Annotated in this window: 15 protein-coding genes and 1 pseudogene; 12 read left to right on the top strand and 4 right to left on the bottom strand. The window is 56.9% G+C overall.

The annotated features are described in order from the left end of the window. Together FHC49_RS24840 and FHC49_RS23290 are read left to right on the top strand one after the other, a co-directional pair. On the top strand, positions 1-78 hold a 78-nt coding region (locus FHC49_RS24840), incomplete at its 5' end, for a hypothetical protein (protein WP_370631740.1). Between the two features lie 32 nt (positions 79-110). Continuing rightward, positions 111-356, top strand: a pseudogene (locus FHC49_RS23290) (TA system toxin CbtA family protein); the annotation flags it as partial. 461 nt (positions 357-817) lie between these two features. Here the strand turns inward: FHC49_RS23290 and FHC49_RS23285 are convergent. The 3 genes from FHC49_RS23285 to FHC49_RS23275 all read right to left on the bottom strand — a co-directional run bounded on the left by FHC49_RS23285 (position 818) and on the right by FHC49_RS23275 (position 2,247). Further along, positions 818-1,354 carry a hypothetical protein gene (locus FHC49_RS23285; RefSeq protein ID WP_220440962.1) on the bottom strand — a complete coding sequence of 179 codons (537 nt, stop codon included), beginning with the start codon at positions 1,352-1,354 and terminating at the stop codon, positions 818-820. Positions 1,355-1,565: 211 nt separating this feature from the next. Continuing rightward, positions 1,566-1,904: a DUF1869 domain-containing protein gene (locus FHC49_RS23280; RefSeq protein WP_220440961.1), complete on the bottom strand. Its 339-nt coding sequence runs from the start codon at positions 1,902-1,904 to the stop codon at positions 1,566-1,568. Between the two features lie 10 nt (positions 1,905-1,914). Beyond that, positions 1,915-2,247 (bottom strand): DUF1971 domain-containing protein, encoded by a 333-nt coding sequence (locus FHC49_RS23275; protein WP_185668736.1) that lies wholly within the window; start codon positions 2,245-2,247, stop codon positions 1,915-1,917. Between the two features lie 524 nt (positions 2,248-2,771). Between FHC49_RS23275 and FHC49_RS23270 the strand changes: the two genes are divergently transcribed. From FHC49_RS23270 to FHC49_RS23225, 10 genes are all read left to right on the top strand, one after another. Continuing rightward, complete coding sequence (locus tag FHC49_RS23270) at positions 2,772-4,871, top strand: TonB-dependent receptor (RefSeq protein ID WP_220440960.1); 2,100 nt, start codon at positions 2,772-2,774, stop codon at positions 4,869-4,871. A gap of 2 nt (positions 4,872-4,873) precedes the next feature. Then, positions 4,874-5,698 carry a hemin ABC transporter substrate-binding protein gene (locus FHC49_RS23265; protein WP_220440968.1) on the top strand — a complete coding sequence of 275 codons (825 nt, stop codon included), beginning with the start codon at positions 4,874-4,876 and terminating at the stop codon, positions 5,696-5,698. Positions 5,699-5,721: 23 nt separating this feature from the next. Next, positions 5,722-7,059: a heme anaerobic degradation radical SAM methyltransferase ChuW/HutW gene (gene hutW, locus FHC49_RS23260; RefSeq protein WP_185668777.1), complete on the top strand. Its 1,338-nt coding sequence runs from the start codon at positions 5,722-5,724 to the stop codon at positions 7,057-7,059. A gap of 12 nt (positions 7,060-7,071) precedes the next feature. Further along, positions 7,072-7,566, top strand: a complete 495-nt coding sequence (hutX, locus tag FHC49_RS23255; protein WP_185668731.1) for a heme utilization cystosolic carrier protein HutX — start codon at positions 7,072-7,074, stop codon at positions 7,564-7,566. Next, positions 7,566-8,189, top strand: a complete 624-nt coding sequence (gene chuY, locus FHC49_RS23250) for an anaerobilin reductase (RefSeq protein WP_220440967.1) — start codon at positions 7,566-7,568, stop codon at positions 8,187-8,189. The genes hutX and chuY overlap by 1 nt, the downstream gene beginning before the upstream one ends. A gap of 50 nt (positions 8,190-8,239) precedes the next feature. Further along, positions 8,240-9,232: an iron ABC transporter permease gene (locus FHC49_RS23245; protein ID WP_220440959.1), complete on the top strand. Its 993-nt coding sequence runs from the start codon at positions 8,240-8,242 to the stop codon at positions 9,230-9,232. After that, positions 9,229-9,996 (top strand): heme ABC transporter ATP-binding protein, encoded by a 768-nt coding sequence (locus tag FHC49_RS23240; RefSeq protein WP_220440958.1) that lies wholly within the window; start codon positions 9,229-9,231, stop codon positions 9,994-9,996. The genes FHC49_RS23245 and FHC49_RS23240 overlap by 4 nt, the downstream gene beginning before the upstream one ends. Positions 9,997-10,132: 136 nt before the next feature. Next, positions 10,133-10,555, top strand: coding sequence for a hypothetical protein (locus FHC49_RS23235; protein WP_220440957.1), 423 nt, complete (start codon positions 10,133-10,135; stop codon positions 10,553-10,555). A gap of 225 nt (positions 10,556-10,780) precedes the next feature. Then, entirely contained in the window at positions 10,781-12,913 is a 2,133-nt protein-coding gene (locus FHC49_RS23230; RefSeq protein ID WP_220440956.1) for a TonB-dependent siderophore receptor, read from the top strand. An 11-nt stretch (positions 12,914-12,924) separates the two neighbouring features. Further along, complete coding sequence (locus tag FHC49_RS23225) at positions 12,925-13,935, top strand: ABC transporter substrate-binding protein (protein WP_220440955.1); 1,011 nt, start codon at positions 12,925-12,927, stop codon at positions 13,933-13,935. An 83-nt stretch (positions 13,936-14,018) separates the two neighbouring features. On the opposite strand, the gene FHC49_RS23220 is transcribed toward FHC49_RS23225, so the two are convergent. Then, a complete protein-coding gene (locus FHC49_RS23220; protein WP_220440954.1) occupies positions 14,019-15,125 on the bottom strand; it encodes a fimbrial protein in 1,107 nt (368 codons plus the stop codon). Between the last annotated feature and the right edge of the window lie 3 nt (positions 15,126-15,128).

Genomic DNA, 15,128 nt, shown 5'->3' with positions numbered 1-15,128 from the left:
CTTAACGTCATAGCGGACTGGCCGATAAACCGGGTCAGCGAACTACTCCCCTGGCGCGTAGCACTGCCAACTGAATAACACATCCCCGTCAATACGGTTCTCGCTGCACGCTTACGGAACAACACTATGGCCTGACGCTAAACGACACGCCGTTCAGTGATAATACAGTTATTCAGGAACATATTAATGCTGGAGTATCGCTAAGCGATGCGGTGAACTTTCTTGTCGAAAAGTACGAACTGGTTCGTATCGACCGAAAGGGATTTTCGTGGCAAGAACAAACCCCGTATATTTCCGTAGTGGATATTCTACGAGCAAGGCGCTCTACCGGCTTGCTAAAAACTAATGTGAAATAAACGCTTAAATACAGAGCAGATTAATGGAAAGCAAAATGCTAATCTCGTAGACGAAGAGACTCCTGCTGTAACCTCCCCTCCCCTGCAAAAAACCTGACATTTTCTTTTAGGACCAACAATGGGACCAAAATGAAAATTGAACTGAAGGTTTTCAGCCAATAAACAACAATTTACAAAACCAATTCAGACTCCGCCAGCCCACCAAAATTCTTTGTCGATGGTCACCAGAGCCTGAGATGAAGTCCTGAAAGCCCGCATGGCGTAAGCCTGGCGGGCTTTTTTGTGCCTGCGATTTAGCTCGAGAAGCCTGAAGTCTACTGGCACATTAGCCGGTAACTCTTAAGCAGAAGTTCGCGCAGCAGCAAGCATTGCCACCCGCTAGAGGTAAGGTGTTGAGGACTCACCCAGATGAGAGCCAAAGCCTTGCATCATCAGATGTCTTATCCTCAACAAGTAGACATTTACGCCCCCATCAATTTCGCAAACCAGAACTTACACACCCCACTACGCACATTCCAGTGCTTAGCCGGTTTATCTTTATATTGCTCATAAATTTTATCTAAGTTGTCGCTACCCGATAACTTCAGATCCAGCGGCACTTCCACTACGCCCTGGTAAGGGATGGCAACATAATGCTTTCCAGCCTCAGGAATAAACGCGGTTTGCGTGACAATCTGACGACCGCTTGAGTTATCCATCACATAGAGAGTCCAGTACTGTTCCGGGCGGAGTCGGCTTTCGTAAAAACGGTGAACTTTGCCGGCCATAAGGTTATTGCTGATATAAATAAGTTCCTGATCTTTATAGCAATCACCTTCTTTGGCAAAACGCTGAAAATAAACCAGCCCTTGATGTTGATCGTTGAGCTGAGTGTACACGACAGCCGCATCCTGCCCGGTATAGGGCTCGTAGCGTTTTGTACCTAAAGGACCCGGAGCACAAGCCGTTACCAGAAATGCCAAACCAATTACTATCCCAGAATATAAATGACGCACCATAACCTCGTTAAAGTCGTATTTTCTAATTTGTGGTTTAGGATATCGACAACGAAAAATGTTGCCTAATCATTTGTAACGTTAGCTCCAAACAATAGGGGGTAAATAGTGTGGGTTCAGAAAGTACTTAAGAAGGGACAGCTGCAGATAACCCCGATAACCTCTCAAGGATACCTGCTAACTGTAAAGCGAAGCTCAGAAAGGAACGGCTGTACTACCAGCCGCAGACGTTAGTCTCTTCATCCGACTCATACCCGCGAACGATGTTCACCAGGTCTTTCACCGCATCAGCGGCCACGGTCGGGTCCTGCAGTTCGCTCAGCTGGGCAAACTCTTTATCCACCGACACACCGTTATTATTATTGGTGACGGTCAGCAAGAAACCTTTACCCTGCGCATTATCAGAAGAGAGCGGAGAAATAAGCTCGGCGACGGCCTGTACGGCAATATCAGGAACATAAAGCGCCATCGGTTTCAGATAGACTTTTTCCTGTTTCTCTTTGTTATTGCCATTAATAACCGCTAAGGAATACCCTTTATTTTCACTGTTCATCAGTTCAGTTTCATCCTTCTATCAAAATCTTAGGATCGACATAGAAATCAACGTTAAATACGGTGTCGTCGCTTAATGCTTCAATACGGTGCCATTTCTCAGCCGGGAAAACGCCAAACTGCCCGGCTTCGATGGTCATCGTTTCAACGGGTTCCGGGCTGGTCTCATCGGCATAACCATAATAGCGTATCGCCCCCTGCATTACCGCCAGACGTGGGAACACGCCCTGTCGCGTACCGGCATCAAGATGGCGCTTCCAGATGGATGCGGGCGCAGTTTCTTTGGTCCACAGCGGCGTGGTACGGGTATGAACGTAATGGGTGGGGATGATGATTCGCTGCATGATTCTGCCTCTCTTTCCACGCGTTCAGGCGCGGTCTGGAATGGGAAAATATGTTGCATATCTTATACCCCTTTTAATCACTGAGGGTATTATTTTTTAATTTCAGCAGGCTATACCACTATTTATACTCAATAAGGATTAGATTGATTTAAATAAATATATTCACCTCATATAGTGCCTATTCAACAATGTAATAAACCATCTGATTCCTTTTTTAACCCGCTAGCGTTCACTACGACCGTCGACACCCAAAACATTCCTGCAATCTATTAATCGCACCCTCGCCTTCCAGCACCGCTCCACCGCCAAACAACCTCTCCTATCGCAAATCAACAACATTAACCGCTTAATTATGCTCAATATTGTGGTGATCAAAGTCACATTTCACTGCCCTATCGCCGGCATAAATTGACGCAAATCAAAGATGCATTTTATTTATACCTTCCACGCTGGACCTGTTTCTGCTGATGTGCAAATGTAATTGATAGTTATTATCATTATCATATTCATTTGTAGGGATACCGATGCTGCATTCCATTACCCGAGGGTCCTTCGTACTCTCCGCGCTGGCGCTCTGCGTCTCCAGCGCGGCCTCTGCCGCCACATCTTCTGAAACACCACACAAAACCAGCAAGGAAGAGACGCTGGTGGTGACCGCCAATCGTTCAGAAAGCTCGCTCTGGAACAGTCCGGCAACCATTCAGGTTATCGACCATCAGACGCTGCAAAACTCCACCAGCACCTCAATTGCCGACGATCTGCAGGATATTCCCGGCGTAGAGATTACCGATAACGCGCTCGCCGGGCGCAAGCAGATCCGCATTCGCGGTGAAGCCTCTTCCCGCGTACTGATCCTGATAGACGGTCAGGAGGTCACCTACCAGCGCGCCGGGCAAAACTATGGCGCCGGGCTGCTGATTGATGAATCGGCGCTGGAGCGCATCGAAGTGGTCAAAGGCCCCTACTCGGTGCTGTACGGCTCGCAGGCCATCGGCGGCGTGGTGAACTTTATCACCAAAAAAGGCGGCGATAAGCCGATCGCCGGGACGGTGAAAGCGGTCTATAACTCCGCCACAGCGGGCTGGGAAGAGTCGGTGGCGGCCTGGGGCAGCATTGGTCAGTTTGATTATCGTATTAACGGCAGCTATTCCGATCAGGGCGATCGCGATACGCCGGACGGCCGTCTGCCGAATACTAATTTCCGCAATAACAGCCAGGGAATCTGGCTCGGCTACAACCTGGATAACCAGCATTTCGGGCTGTCGCTCGACCGCTACAAGCTCTCGACCCAAACCTATTACGAAGACCCGGACGGCGAATACGATGCCTTTAGCGTCAAGCTGCCGAAGCTGGAGCGGGAAAAGGTTGGTCTGTTCTACGACGTAGATGTCGACGGTGATTATCTGAAGAAAATTCATCTCGATGCCTACGAGCAAACCATCGCCCGTCAGTTTGAAAACGAGGTGCTGACGTCGGCTATTCATAACCAGACCAAAACCAACGATAAGCAGTACACCCAGGGCGTAACGCTACAGAGCAACTTCTCGCTGCCTGCCAATAATGAGTTGGTCGTCGGCACGCAGTACCAGCGCGATCGCGTATCTCAGACCACCAACGGTTCAACCACTCCGCAGTCGATGCCGATGGAGATCCGAACTCGCGCCTATAACGAGTCAGAGCAGAGCAATACCTCGCTGTTCGCCCAGAACGACTGGCATTTTGCCGATAACTGGACCTGGACGCTTGGTGCGCGCCAGTACTGGCTGTCGTCAAAACTCACCCGCGGTGACTCAGACACCACCATGAACGGCGTCACCAAAGACACCTCTATCGGCGCGCAGTCAACGAGTGACAATGCGTTGGTCAGCGCCACCAGCCTGCGCTACTCGGGCTTCGACAATATCGAACTGCGGGCCGCGTTCGCCCAGGGCTACGTCTTCCCGACGCTAACGCAGCTGTTTTCACAAACCGCCGCGGGCGGTGGGACAACCTACGGCAACGCCAACCTGGAAGCGGAACACTCTAACAACTATGAACTGGGTGCCCGCTACAACGGCAATCTCTGGCTGGTCGATGGCGCGGTCTACTACTCGCAGGCGAAGGACTATATCGCCACCGTCGCCTGCTCCGGCCAGGCTATCTGCAACGGTGCGACCAACTCATCGCGCAGTAGCTACTACTACGACAACATTGACCGCGCCAACACCTGGGGCATGGAGTTGAGCGCTGAATATAACGGCTGGGTTGTTTCACCGTACGTCAGCGGCAACCTGATCCACCGCGAATATGAAACCCCGGCGGGGAAAACCACCAATACCGGCGAGCCCGCCATTAACGGCCGCGTCGGGGTGAAACACACGCTCATGCTCAATGCGGCAAACGTCACTTCCGATCTCTTTATCCGCGCGGCCTCCAGCGCCAAAGACGATACCGGTACGGAAGAGACCCGCACGCCTGGCTGGGCCACGCTGAACCTGGCGGTGAACACCGAATTCGGTGCCAACGATCAGTATCAGGTCAACCTGGCGCTCAACAACCTGACCGATAAACGCTACCGCACGGCGCATGAATCCATTCCGGCGGCGGGTTTTAACGCGGCGGTCGGCTTTGCATGGAACTTCTGATGATGAAAAAACTGGCTATCGGATTACTGGCGCTGGTCACCGTGTTCAGCGCTCAGGCGGCTGACCGCATCGTGGTGGCCGGCGGTTCGCTCAGCGAGCTGATTTACGCACTAGGCGCGGGCAGCCAGGTGGTCGGGGTGGATGAAACCACCTCGTACCCGCCGGAAACCGCCGCGCTGCAGCACATCGGTTACTGGAAGCAGCTCAGCAGCGAAGGCATTTTATCGCTGCACCCAAACCGCTTTATCACCTGGCAGGACGCGGGTCCGCAGCTGGTGTTTGACCAGCTGCGCAGCCAGCACATCGACGTGCTCACCCTGCCGCGAGTCCCCGCCACCGTCGAGCAGATGTACGCCAATATCCACACGCTTGCCAGCGCTCTGGGGCGTGAGGACAGCGGCACCGCCCTGGTGGGTAACATTCGCCAGCGGCTGGAAAAGGTCGCGCAGAGCAGCGCCAGTAAACCGGCGCCGGTGAACGCGCTGTTTATTCTCAGCGCGGGCGGCAGCGCCCCTCAGGTAGCAGGGAAAGGCAGCGTTGCCGATGCCATCATGACGCTCGCCGGGGCCCGCAACGTGGCTCAGCACCCACAGTATCGTAGCTACAGCGCGGAGGCGCTGATTGCCGCCAACCCGGAGGTGATTATCGTCACCGCGCAAATGGTCAACGGCGATCTTAACCGCCTGAGCACGATCGCCGGGATCACCCGCACCAACGCGTGGAAAAACCAGCGCATCGTCGTTATCGATCAGGCCCTGATCCTCGGCATGGGCCCGCGCGTCGCCGACGCGGTTGAAACGCTGCACCGCCAGTTCTGGCCACACTAAAGGATGTTGAAAGACCGATGATGTTGAATACCCCTATCGACCTGGATTTAACCCCGCACTTTGCGCTGGAGGGCGGCCAGCCCTTTAAAGACCGCCGGGCGACGATGCCCTGGCGCGGCGCGGTGCCTATCGCCAAAGAACAGCTTGAGCAAACCTGGCAGGAGGTGCTGAACCACGCCGCGCCGCCACGTAAGCGCCTGCTGTATCTGCACATTCCGTTTTGCGCCACCCACTGCACCTTCTGCGGCTTTTACCAGAACCGCTATGAAGAGGATCACTGCGCGCGTTACACCGACGCGCTGCTGCGTGAGATCGAGATGGAGGCCGACAGCGTACTGCACCAGTCCGCGCCTATTCACGCGGTCTATTTCGGCGGCGGCACGCCGTCGGCGCTGTCAGCCCGCGATCTGGCACGCATTATCACCACTCTGCGCGAACGTCTGCCGCTGGCGCCGGACTGTGAAATCACCATTGAAGGTCGGGTGCTGAACTTCGACGATGCGCGAATCGACGCCTGTCTGGACGCGGGCGCGAACCGCTTCTCCATCGGCATTCAGTCATTTAACAGCAAAATTCGTAAGAAGATGGCCCGTACCTCCGATGGCCCCACCGCTATCGCCTTTATGGAAGGATTGGTCAAGCGCGACCGCGCGGCGGTGGTCTGCGATCTGTTGTTTGGTCTGCCCGGCCAGAACGCCGCGCTGTGGGGCGAAGATCTGGCGATCGCCCGCGATATCGGCCTCGACGGCGTCGATCTTTACGCCCTCAACCTGCTGCCTAACACGCCGCTCGGCAAAGCGGTTGAGAACGGGCGTACCAGCGTGCCGCAGCCCGCCGAACGCCGTGATCTCTACCTTCAGGGCTGCGACTTTATGGATCAGGCTGGCTGGCGCTGCATTAGCAACAGCCACTGGGCACGCACCACCCGCGAGCGCAATCTCTACAATTTACTGATTAAACAGGGCGCAGACTGCCTGGCGCTGGGCTCCGGCGCGGGCGGCTCCGTCAACGGCTATTCGTGGATGGTCGAGCGCAACCTCAATACCTGGCACGACGCCATCGCCGCAGGCAAAAAGCCGCTGATGATGATGATGCGTACCGCCGAGCGCGGCTTCCAGTGGCGGCACCTGCTGCAGTCTGGCGTTGAAACCGCTCGCGTGCCGCTGGATGCGCTGACTCCACACGCCGCGAAACTCGCCCCGCTGCTGGCGCAATGGCACCGCGCTGGGCTGACGCGCGACGACTCAACCTGCCTGCGTCTGACCAACGAAGGGCGCTTCTGGGCGAGCAACATTTTGCAGTCTCTTGATGAACTTATTCAGGCACTTAACGCACCGCGCATTGCGGTTGAAACCCAATAACAGGAGTTAACGATGAGCAACGTATCCCTACAGGACTTTTTAAAAACCGAGCCTGACGGCACGCTGGAAGCGATCGCCAGCCAGTACCACACCACGCTGCTGGAGGTGGTAAAAAACCTGCCATCCCACACGCTGGTGACAGGCGACAAGTTTGATACCGTGTGGGACACCGTCGCGGAATGGGGCAAAGTCACAACGCTCGTACACACCGCCGATGTGATTCTGGAATTCACCGGCGAACTGCCGTCCGGCTTCCACCGCCACGGCTACTTCAACCTGCGCGGCAAGAAGGGCATGACCGGGCACATCAAGGCAGAAAACTGCACCCACATTGCCCTGGTAGAACGCAAATTTATGGCGATGGATACCGCCTCAATCCTGTTCTTTAACGCCGCAGGCAGCGCGATGTTTAAAATTTTCCTCGGCCGCGACGATCATCGTCAGCTGCTGAGCGAGCAGGTTGACGCCTTCCGTACCCTCGCCGCCGTGCTGAAGGGAGAGGCATGATGACCCCGTGGTTAATGTTTGGCGCGGGCGGTAAAGGCGTCGGTGCGCTCACGGCCGAACTGGCACTGGCAGAAAAACGCCCGGTGGTCGCGCTGGTGCGCAACCCAGAGGCCGCCGCACGGCTGGAAGCACTAGGCGCACAGGTTTTTATTGGCGATGCCTGCGACGCTGACATGGTCGCCAGGGCCTGTCAGGCCGCCGGTGAAACGGCAACGGTTATCTCCACCATGGGCGGCGCGCAGGATTATCTCGCCCACCGCACGGTGATTGATGAAGCCGAAAAAGCGGGCATTCGCCGGATGATTCTGGTGACCTCACTTGGCTGCGGCGACAGCTGGCCGTTCCTCTCTCCACGCGCCAAAGCGGCGTTTGGTCAGGCCGTTCGCGAGAAAAGCCTGGCGGAAAGCTGGCTGCAAACCAGTACGCTGGACTACGCCATTCTGCGCCCTGCTGGGCTGCTTAGCGGTGAGGCGACCGGTAACGCGCTGCGCATACAGCAACAGGAAGTCCACGGATTTGTGCAGCGCGCAGACGTCGCCGCACATATTCAGGCATTAGCCAGCGCCCCGGCGCTCGACCAGCAGGTTTACAGCCTGGTTGAACCGGGCCTCAAACCGGCGTAATTCCCCTGCGGCGCGGTACATCGCGCCGCATCGATGTAACGGAGCTTTGCGTGTTCAAGGGTTCACTCTCTTCTTTCAGCGTTTTTATCGGCCTGCTGCTGATATTGGCGACCCTTGTGCTGGTCGGTGCCAGCCAGGGGGCGCTAAAAATCACCTTCGCCTCGTTGCAGGATGCGCACTACCGCGACATCTGGCTCAACATTCGTCTTCCACGCGTGCTGCTGGCGGTGCTGGTTGGCGGCGCGCTGGCTACCGCCGGGGTGATCATGCAGGGGCTGTTTCGTAACCCGATGGCCGACCCCGGTCTGTTAGGGGTGAGCAGCGGCTCGGCGCTGATGGTCGGGGTCGCCATTATCTTCCCCGTTTCGCTCCCCGCGGCTTTTCTGCTGTACGAACAGATGATTTTCGCCGTCGTCGGCAGCCTGGTGGTGTGCGCCGTGATCATCCTGATTAGCCTGCGCCACCAGCACGGCGGCATGATCCAGCTGCTGCTGGCGGGGATTGCCATCAACGCGCTCTGCGGCGCGGCGATCGGCATCCTGAGCTACGTCGGCGATGAACAGCAGCTGCGTCAGCTGACCCTATGGATGATGGGCAGCCTGGGGCAGGCGCAGTGGCCTACGCTGCTGGTTGCCGCCTCATTTGCCGTTCCAGCGATGATCGCCACCGCCTGGCTTGCCACCACGCTGAACCTGCTGCAACTGGGCGATGAAGAGGCGCACTACCTCGGCGTGAACGTCAAGCGCAAGCGCCAACTGCTGCTGTTGCTCAGCTCTCTGCTGGTGGGTGCTGCGGTGTCGGTAAGCGGCGTGATTGGCTTTATCGGCCTGGTCATTCCGCATCTTATCCGTATGACCATTGGTGCCGACCACCGCTGGCTGCTGCCCTGCTCAACGCTGGCCGGAGCCTGCCTGCTGCTGGTTGCGGATACCCTGGCGCGCACGCTGGTGCAGCCTGCTGAAATGCCGGTCGGCCTGCTCACCAGCCTGATTGGCGGCCCCTATTTTCTTTGGCTGATCCTGCGGACACGGAGAGCACTATGATTGAAGCCCGGAATCTCACCTACAGCATCAACGGCCGTCGCCTGACCCATAACGTTTCGCTAACGCTTCCCGGCGCAGAGATAGTCGCTATTCTTGGCCCCAACGGCGCGGGAAAATCCACGCTGTTGCGCCAGCTGACCGGTTACCTGAAACCCGATAGCGGCACCTGCTCGATGTTTGGCAAAGCGCTGGGGGAGTGGCCAACGGAGACGCTAGCCCGCACTCGCGCGGTGATGCGCCAGAACCAGGATATGGCGTTTCCCTTTAGCGTGATGGAGGTGATCCGCATGGGCCGCCACCCGCATCGCAGCAGCAACCCGCGCGACGAGACGGAGCACATCATGGCGCTGTGCGGCTGCCGTGAACTGGCCGCCCGGGATTATCGCCATCTCTCCGGCGGCGAACAGCAGCGGGTACAGCTGGCGCGCCTGCTGGTGCAGCTTTGGGAGCCGGAACCCACGCCAAAATGGCTGTTTCTCGACGAGCCCACCTCGGCGCTGGATATTCACCACCAGCAGCAGTTGTTCCGCCTGCTGCGCGAGCTGGTGCAGCTGCGGCAGTTTAACGTCTGCTGCGTACTGCACGACCTCAACCTTGCCGCACGCTACGCCGACCGTATCGTGCTGCTGGAAAAAGGCCAGGTTGTCGATAACGGCACGCCACAGGAAGTGCTGACAGAGTCCGCGCTGCGTAACCTCTATCAAGCGGAAGTCGCCGTGACCCGAACCCGCGATGACGCCCCGCTGATCGTACTGGAAAGATGATGATTCACAGGCGGTTTAGCGCACTCGCCAAAACCGCCTGTTGGAACACGATGATTCAATTACAGTTTATTCCTAAAGCCTCATCCAAACGTCTGTGCCATCCTTTCTAACGCTCACAAACTGATGAGGATTTGTTATGAAAAAAACAACAATTGCACTTTCAGCGCTTCTGCTGGCTTCCCCTGTTTTCGCAGCGACCACACACGCCACCGACGACACGGTTGCCCAGGCGCAGGCAAACGCGAATACCGCGAAAGAAAAGCTGCATCAGACACAAAACCAGGGTGAAGAGCTTAAGCTGAAGTCTAAGCACGCCACCGAAGGTAAGAGCGACAGCGTAGGTAGTCAGGTGAGCGAAGGCGCTCAGAAAACCTGGCATAAAACCAAAGAAGGGACCGAAAAAGGGTGGGATGCCACCAAAGAAGGCGCCCAGAAAGGCTGGAATAAAACCAAAGATGTTTCCCAGAAAGGGTGGGACGCCACTAAAGAAGGGGCGCAGAAAGGCTGGGATAAAACCAAAGACGGTGCCGCTGAGCTTGAGAAAAAAGTCAGCGAATAACAGTACGTTACTAAGTCAAAAAAAGCCGCTAATGCGGCTTTTTTTATGCCTGTCATAACAACGCTACACATCTGCCTCCCGTTTTACCTACCACTCGCTGTGTATTGACATATATAACGATATTCCCCATGATATTCGTCATACAAATAATAATAGCTGTTCCCCTCATGCGTAGATGGTAACCCGGTTACCACCAGTCTTTCGGCTAACACACTGAATTTAAAAATGTTCGATAATAAAACAATACCGCTCGCTTCGGGGCTCCTGGCATTCTCGTGCCTGGCGATGTCGCAATCTGGCTATGCGGAGGACACCATGGTGGTCTCTGCCAGCGCCGCCGCTGCCGATAACAGCAGCGCGCAGGAGCCACCGGCTTCAGAGAAGCAGACCACTTTAGGTAGTCTGGGTAAACGGACGGTGATGGATGTTCCCTGGTCAGTTCAGACCCTCTCCTCGCCGCTTATCAACGAGCAGCAGCTCAAAAGCGTCAAAGATGTCTATCGTTATATGCCTTCCGTACAGGGTGACGGGGTTCGCCCACAAACCCGCGGCATGCAGGGCAGCGTGGTGCAGAACCATATGATTGATGGCCTGAACGCCGTCTCCACCACCGAATACCCGGCCGAGCAGTTCCAGAGCGTTGAAGTGCTGAGCGGCCTGGCGGGCTCGCTGTACGGCCCGGCGAACCCGGCGGGGATGTTTAATCTGGTCTCCAAACGCCCGACGGATACCCCGCTGCACCGCGTGACCGTCGGCGGCAGCACCGGCAACGGCACGCTGACCTCAATGGACTTTAGCGGCCCGATCGATGACGGCGACCGCGTGAAATACCGCCTCAACCTGCTCAACGACGAAGGCCACGGTTACACCAGCGGCAGCCACAAACGTCGTCAGTATGCCGGTCTTGGCCTCGACTTCCAGCTCACTGATAAAACGGTGCTCGAGAGCAACTTCAGCTACTACCACTACTACGAAAAAGGCATGCCGGGTTCCTTCGCGCTGGCAAAAGGGGTGCATTTCCCTTCCCCGCTCGACCCGACCAAAGCGCAGTACGGCCAGAGCTATGCTGGTAACGGTGATGAAACCAGCACCGCCAGCCTGCACCTGAAGCATGACTTTGACGGCAACTGGCTGTTGGACGTCGGCGTGCTGCGTCAGATTGCCGACCGCGAATCCACCACCGTCACCAATACCCTGACCGATAATCATGGCAGCTACACCACCACGACCTCCGACTCCGCCGCCAGCCGCTTTACCATCAACAGCTATATGGCGAACCTGACCGGCAGCGTCGACACCGGCTGGCTGACCCACGACATCAGCACCGGGGTGCGCGGCTTCGTGTGGAAAAACTATAACCCGGTCGACGGCGGCACCTTTACGCTGGGTAAATCCTCACTGGATCAACACCCGGTCTACCCACGTCCGCCGTATCCAGACTTTAATAAGCGCTATCAATCAGCGACCACCACCCAGCATGCTTTCCTGCTGAGCGACACCCTGCACTTCAGCCCGCAGTGGAGCCTGCTGCTTTCGGGTAGCGAAAACCTGTTTACGGTCAGCAACTACAACAAGACCGGCTCACAGACCAGCGACAAAAAAGATAACGGCGCCAGCGGTTCGGCCAGCCTGATGTACAAACCTATCGATAACATCACGCTCTACACCACCTGGGCTGACAGCATGCAGCAGGGCGATACCGCGCCGAGCGGCGCAAACAACGCCGGGCAGATCCTCGACCCGTACCGCAGCCATCAGGTGGAAGTGGGCGCGAAATATGCCCCAATGCGCGACCTGATGCTCTCCGCGGCGCTGTTCCAGGCGAAACGTCCTTTCGCGTATACCAATGACAACGGTGATTTTGCCCAGGACGGCACGCAGAAAAACCGCGGTCTGGAACTGATGGCCGACGGCCACGTCACCCATAACCTACGCCTGTTCGGCGGCGCGACCTGGCTTGATCCACGCCTGCACGACACCAAAGACGCCAGCGCCGACGGCAAACAGGTGGTCGGCGCACCGCGCTTCACGGCAAGTATGCTGGCGGTTTACAGCATTGAGCAGCTACCGGGCGTCGATGTGGATACCAACGTGCGCTACGTTGGCCGCCGCGCGACCGATAACGCCAATGACAGCTGGGTAGGCAGCTACACCACGGTTGATGCCGGGGCAAGCTATGCCACCCGAATGTACAACACCCCCGTGACCTTCCGTCTGGATGTCACCAACCTGACTAACCGCCGCTACTGGACCAACGTGGTTCCGGGCGCATTAACCGGTTATACCGGCGCAGGCAACGCCAGCGCTCAGCTTGGAGCACCGCGAGAGGCTCAACTCTCTATGCAGATTGATTTTTAAGGAGTAAGTAGATGAAACGTCGCCAAGCGTGGTTACTCTGCGCCTGGCTGGCTTTCCCCGCCCTGGCTTCCCGCCAGGTCGTGGATGATGCCGGTCATACCGTTACCGTTCCCGACCAGGTAAACACCATCGCCGACGGTTGGTTTGCGCACCACTCGGTGCTGATGACCCTGGGGGCGGGCAGTAAAATCGTCGCCACCGTCAACCATCCGGAAAGCCAGCCGTGGATGTTCAAAATCGCGCCGACGTTGAATCAGGCTCTGCAGGTTCGCGGTACCGCATTTAATCCCGAAAGCCTGTTGGCTAAAAAGGTGGACGTGGTGTTCACCTCTGCGGGCAATGATAAAGCGGAGAGCTACCGCCAGGCAGGGCTGCCTACGCTACAAATGGCCTTTACCGACTATCCATCGCTGATGAAATCGGTCGCCACCACCGCTGAAGTGCTGGGCACCGACGACGCACGGGCGCGGGCAAAGGCCTATAACCAGTATCTGCAAACCACTATCGATACCGTACAAAGCAAAATGCGCGGGCTGACCGCCGAGCAGCGGCCCAGCGTGCTGCATATTCAGTCGCTGAAGCCGCTGAAGGTGGACGGCAGCCAGACGCTGATTGATACCTGGATTCACCTCGCCGGGGGTAAAAATGCGGCGGCGGAGATTCAGGGCAATATGAAAGAGGTGTCGCCGGAGCGGGTGCTTACCTGGCAACCGGACGTGATTATTCTCGGGGTAAACAGCGGGCAGATTGCCGACTCACCTTACGCGGCGCTGTTCTCGGAGCTCAAGGCGGTGAAAAACGGCAAGGTGCTGCAAAACCCGGCCGGGGTATTCCCGTGGGATCGTTACGGCACCGAAAGCGCACTGCAGATCCAGTGGGCGGCGCTGATGCTGCACCCTGCCAGTTTCCCTGGGGTGGATATGGCGAAGGTGACGCAGGATTTCTATCAGCGCTTCTTTGATTACACACTCAGTGACGATGAGACGCAGCGGATTTTGCACGCGCAGAAGCCTGCGCAGTAGTGATGTCTTTTCCCCCTCACCCTAACCCTCTCCCCAAAGGGGCGAGGGGACCGAACTGTGCGGTTTTCTCCCTCTCCCCATCCTCAGTTATAAATAAGCGTAAACGTCGCCATACTGTTCGCCATCCCCGCACTCACCACGCTGCCGGTCTGCACATACTGGGCGGTATAGTTAATGCGCTCGGCGTTAGCGGCCTGGCTTGCCTTCACCGTTTTCAGCAGAGGCAGATTAGCCGCTTCGTTGATACGTACCGCCGTCCCCGCAGCCGGGGCGGGCGCGCCGTTGTTGCCGTAGCTCAGCTTCACGCCGACGCCGCCAGCCGCGCCGCTCATCTGCGTAATCGCCAGCGTATCCGGGAATGCCGGGTCGGCTTCCTGACCAAAAAAGCCAATGCGCACATCGGTAGGTTGGGAACAGTAAACCGGGATCGCAAAGTTTTGCGCGGTGCCACCGGTGGTATTCACCCCCTTAAACTCCGTTTTATTCACCGCACCCAACTTCACGTTGATGGTCGGCGTGGTCACCTGACAACTGCCGCTGGCACCGATATCCACGTTCAGCGCCGATAGCCCCAGAAAGGTCGGCGATGTACTGGTCGTACCGTTAACCGCCGAGGATCGCTGCTCCACAAACAGTTTGCCGACCTGCGGCTGGGCGTTCACGTTGGTGTGGTTGCCACCGGACAGATTCACATCGCCGGTTTTGTAGAAAGTGACGTAGGCTTTAATCACGATCTCTTTTTGCGTCAGCAGCGCCGGCAGATCATCGCTGTCGCAAATCGTCGCCGAGTGACTCCCTGCCGGAGAACGGCTGCCGTCGATATAGTGCACCGCGCCGCCGTTGCACTGAAAGCCCAGCGAATAGCCAAGCCCCGAAAGCTGAGTGGCGAAAATATGCACCCCGTTGACGGCCAACGCCGAGCCCGAGGTATCGACCTGCTGATAAACCACCCGCTTCCAGTCCGCGGCGGGCAGTTGGAGATCGCAGGTAAATCGCACCCCGCTGCCGTTGTCGGCCATAGAGTGTGACATCTGCGAGTTCACCGGTAGCGTGGGCAGATACTGTATGTTCTGGGTATTGATCGTCATATCGCCGATGGTATTACTGCAGCTTTCCGCCCACACGCGCGGGCAGCCGCAGGCCACAACCAGCAGAATAAACAGGCGGATAACGACGTGGCTTCTGCACATAGG

This window comes from Kluyvera sp. EC_51 (assembly GCF_019584505.1).
Lineage (GTDB): Bacteria > Pseudomonadota > Gammaproteobacteria > Enterobacterales > Enterobacteriaceae > Kluyvera > Kluyvera sichuanensis.
The sequence above is the reverse complement of the archived record's forward strand: the minus strand, read 5'-3'. Positions and strand labels throughout refer to the sequence as shown.

Excerpts from the sequence above, each read along its gene's own strand:
- hutX (WP_185668731.1), top strand. The coding sequence starts at position 7,072 with ATGAGCAACGTATCCCTACAGGACTTTTTAAAAACCGAGCCTGACGGC.
- chuY (WP_220440967.1), top strand. The coding sequence starts at position 7,566 with ATGACCCCGTGGTTAATGTTTGGCGCGGGCGGTAAAGGCGTCGGTGCG.
- FHC49_RS23270 (WP_220440960.1), top strand. The coding sequence starts at position 2,772 with ATGCTGCATTCCATTACCCGAGGGTCCTTCGTACTCTCCGCGCTGGCG.
- FHC49_RS23220 (WP_220440954.1), bottom strand. The coding sequence starts at position 15,125 with ATGTGCAGAAGCCACGTCGTTATCCGCCTGTTTATTCTGCTGGTTGTG.
- FHC49_RS23285 (WP_220440962.1), bottom strand. The coding sequence starts at position 1,354 with ATGGTGCGTCATTTATATTCTGGGATAGTAATTGGTTTGGCATTTCTG.
- FHC49_RS23275 (WP_185668736.1), bottom strand. The coding sequence starts at position 2,247 with ATGCAGCGAATCATCATCCCCACCCATTACGTTCATACCCGTACCACG.
- FHC49_RS23235 (WP_220440957.1), top strand. The coding sequence starts at position 10,133 with ATGAAAAAAACAACAATTGCACTTTCAGCGCTTCTGCTGGCTTCCCCT.
- FHC49_RS23225 (WP_220440955.1), top strand. The coding sequence starts at position 12,925 with ATGAAACGTCGCCAAGCGTGGTTACTCTGCGCCTGGCTGGCTTTCCCC.
- FHC49_RS23240 (WP_220440958.1), top strand. The coding sequence starts at position 9,229 with ATGATTGAAGCCCGGAATCTCACCTACAGCATCAACGGCCGTCGCCTG.
- FHC49_RS23280 (WP_220440961.1), bottom strand. The coding sequence starts at position 1,904 with ATGAACAGTGAAAATAAAGGGTATTCCTTAGCGGTTATTAATGGCAAT.
- FHC49_RS23265 (WP_220440968.1), top strand. The coding sequence starts at position 4,874 with ATGAAAAAACTGGCTATCGGATTACTGGCGCTGGTCACCGTGTTCAGC.
- FHC49_RS23230 (WP_220440956.1), top strand. The coding sequence starts at position 10,781 with ATGTTCGATAATAAAACAATACCGCTCGCTTCGGGGCTCCTGGCATTC.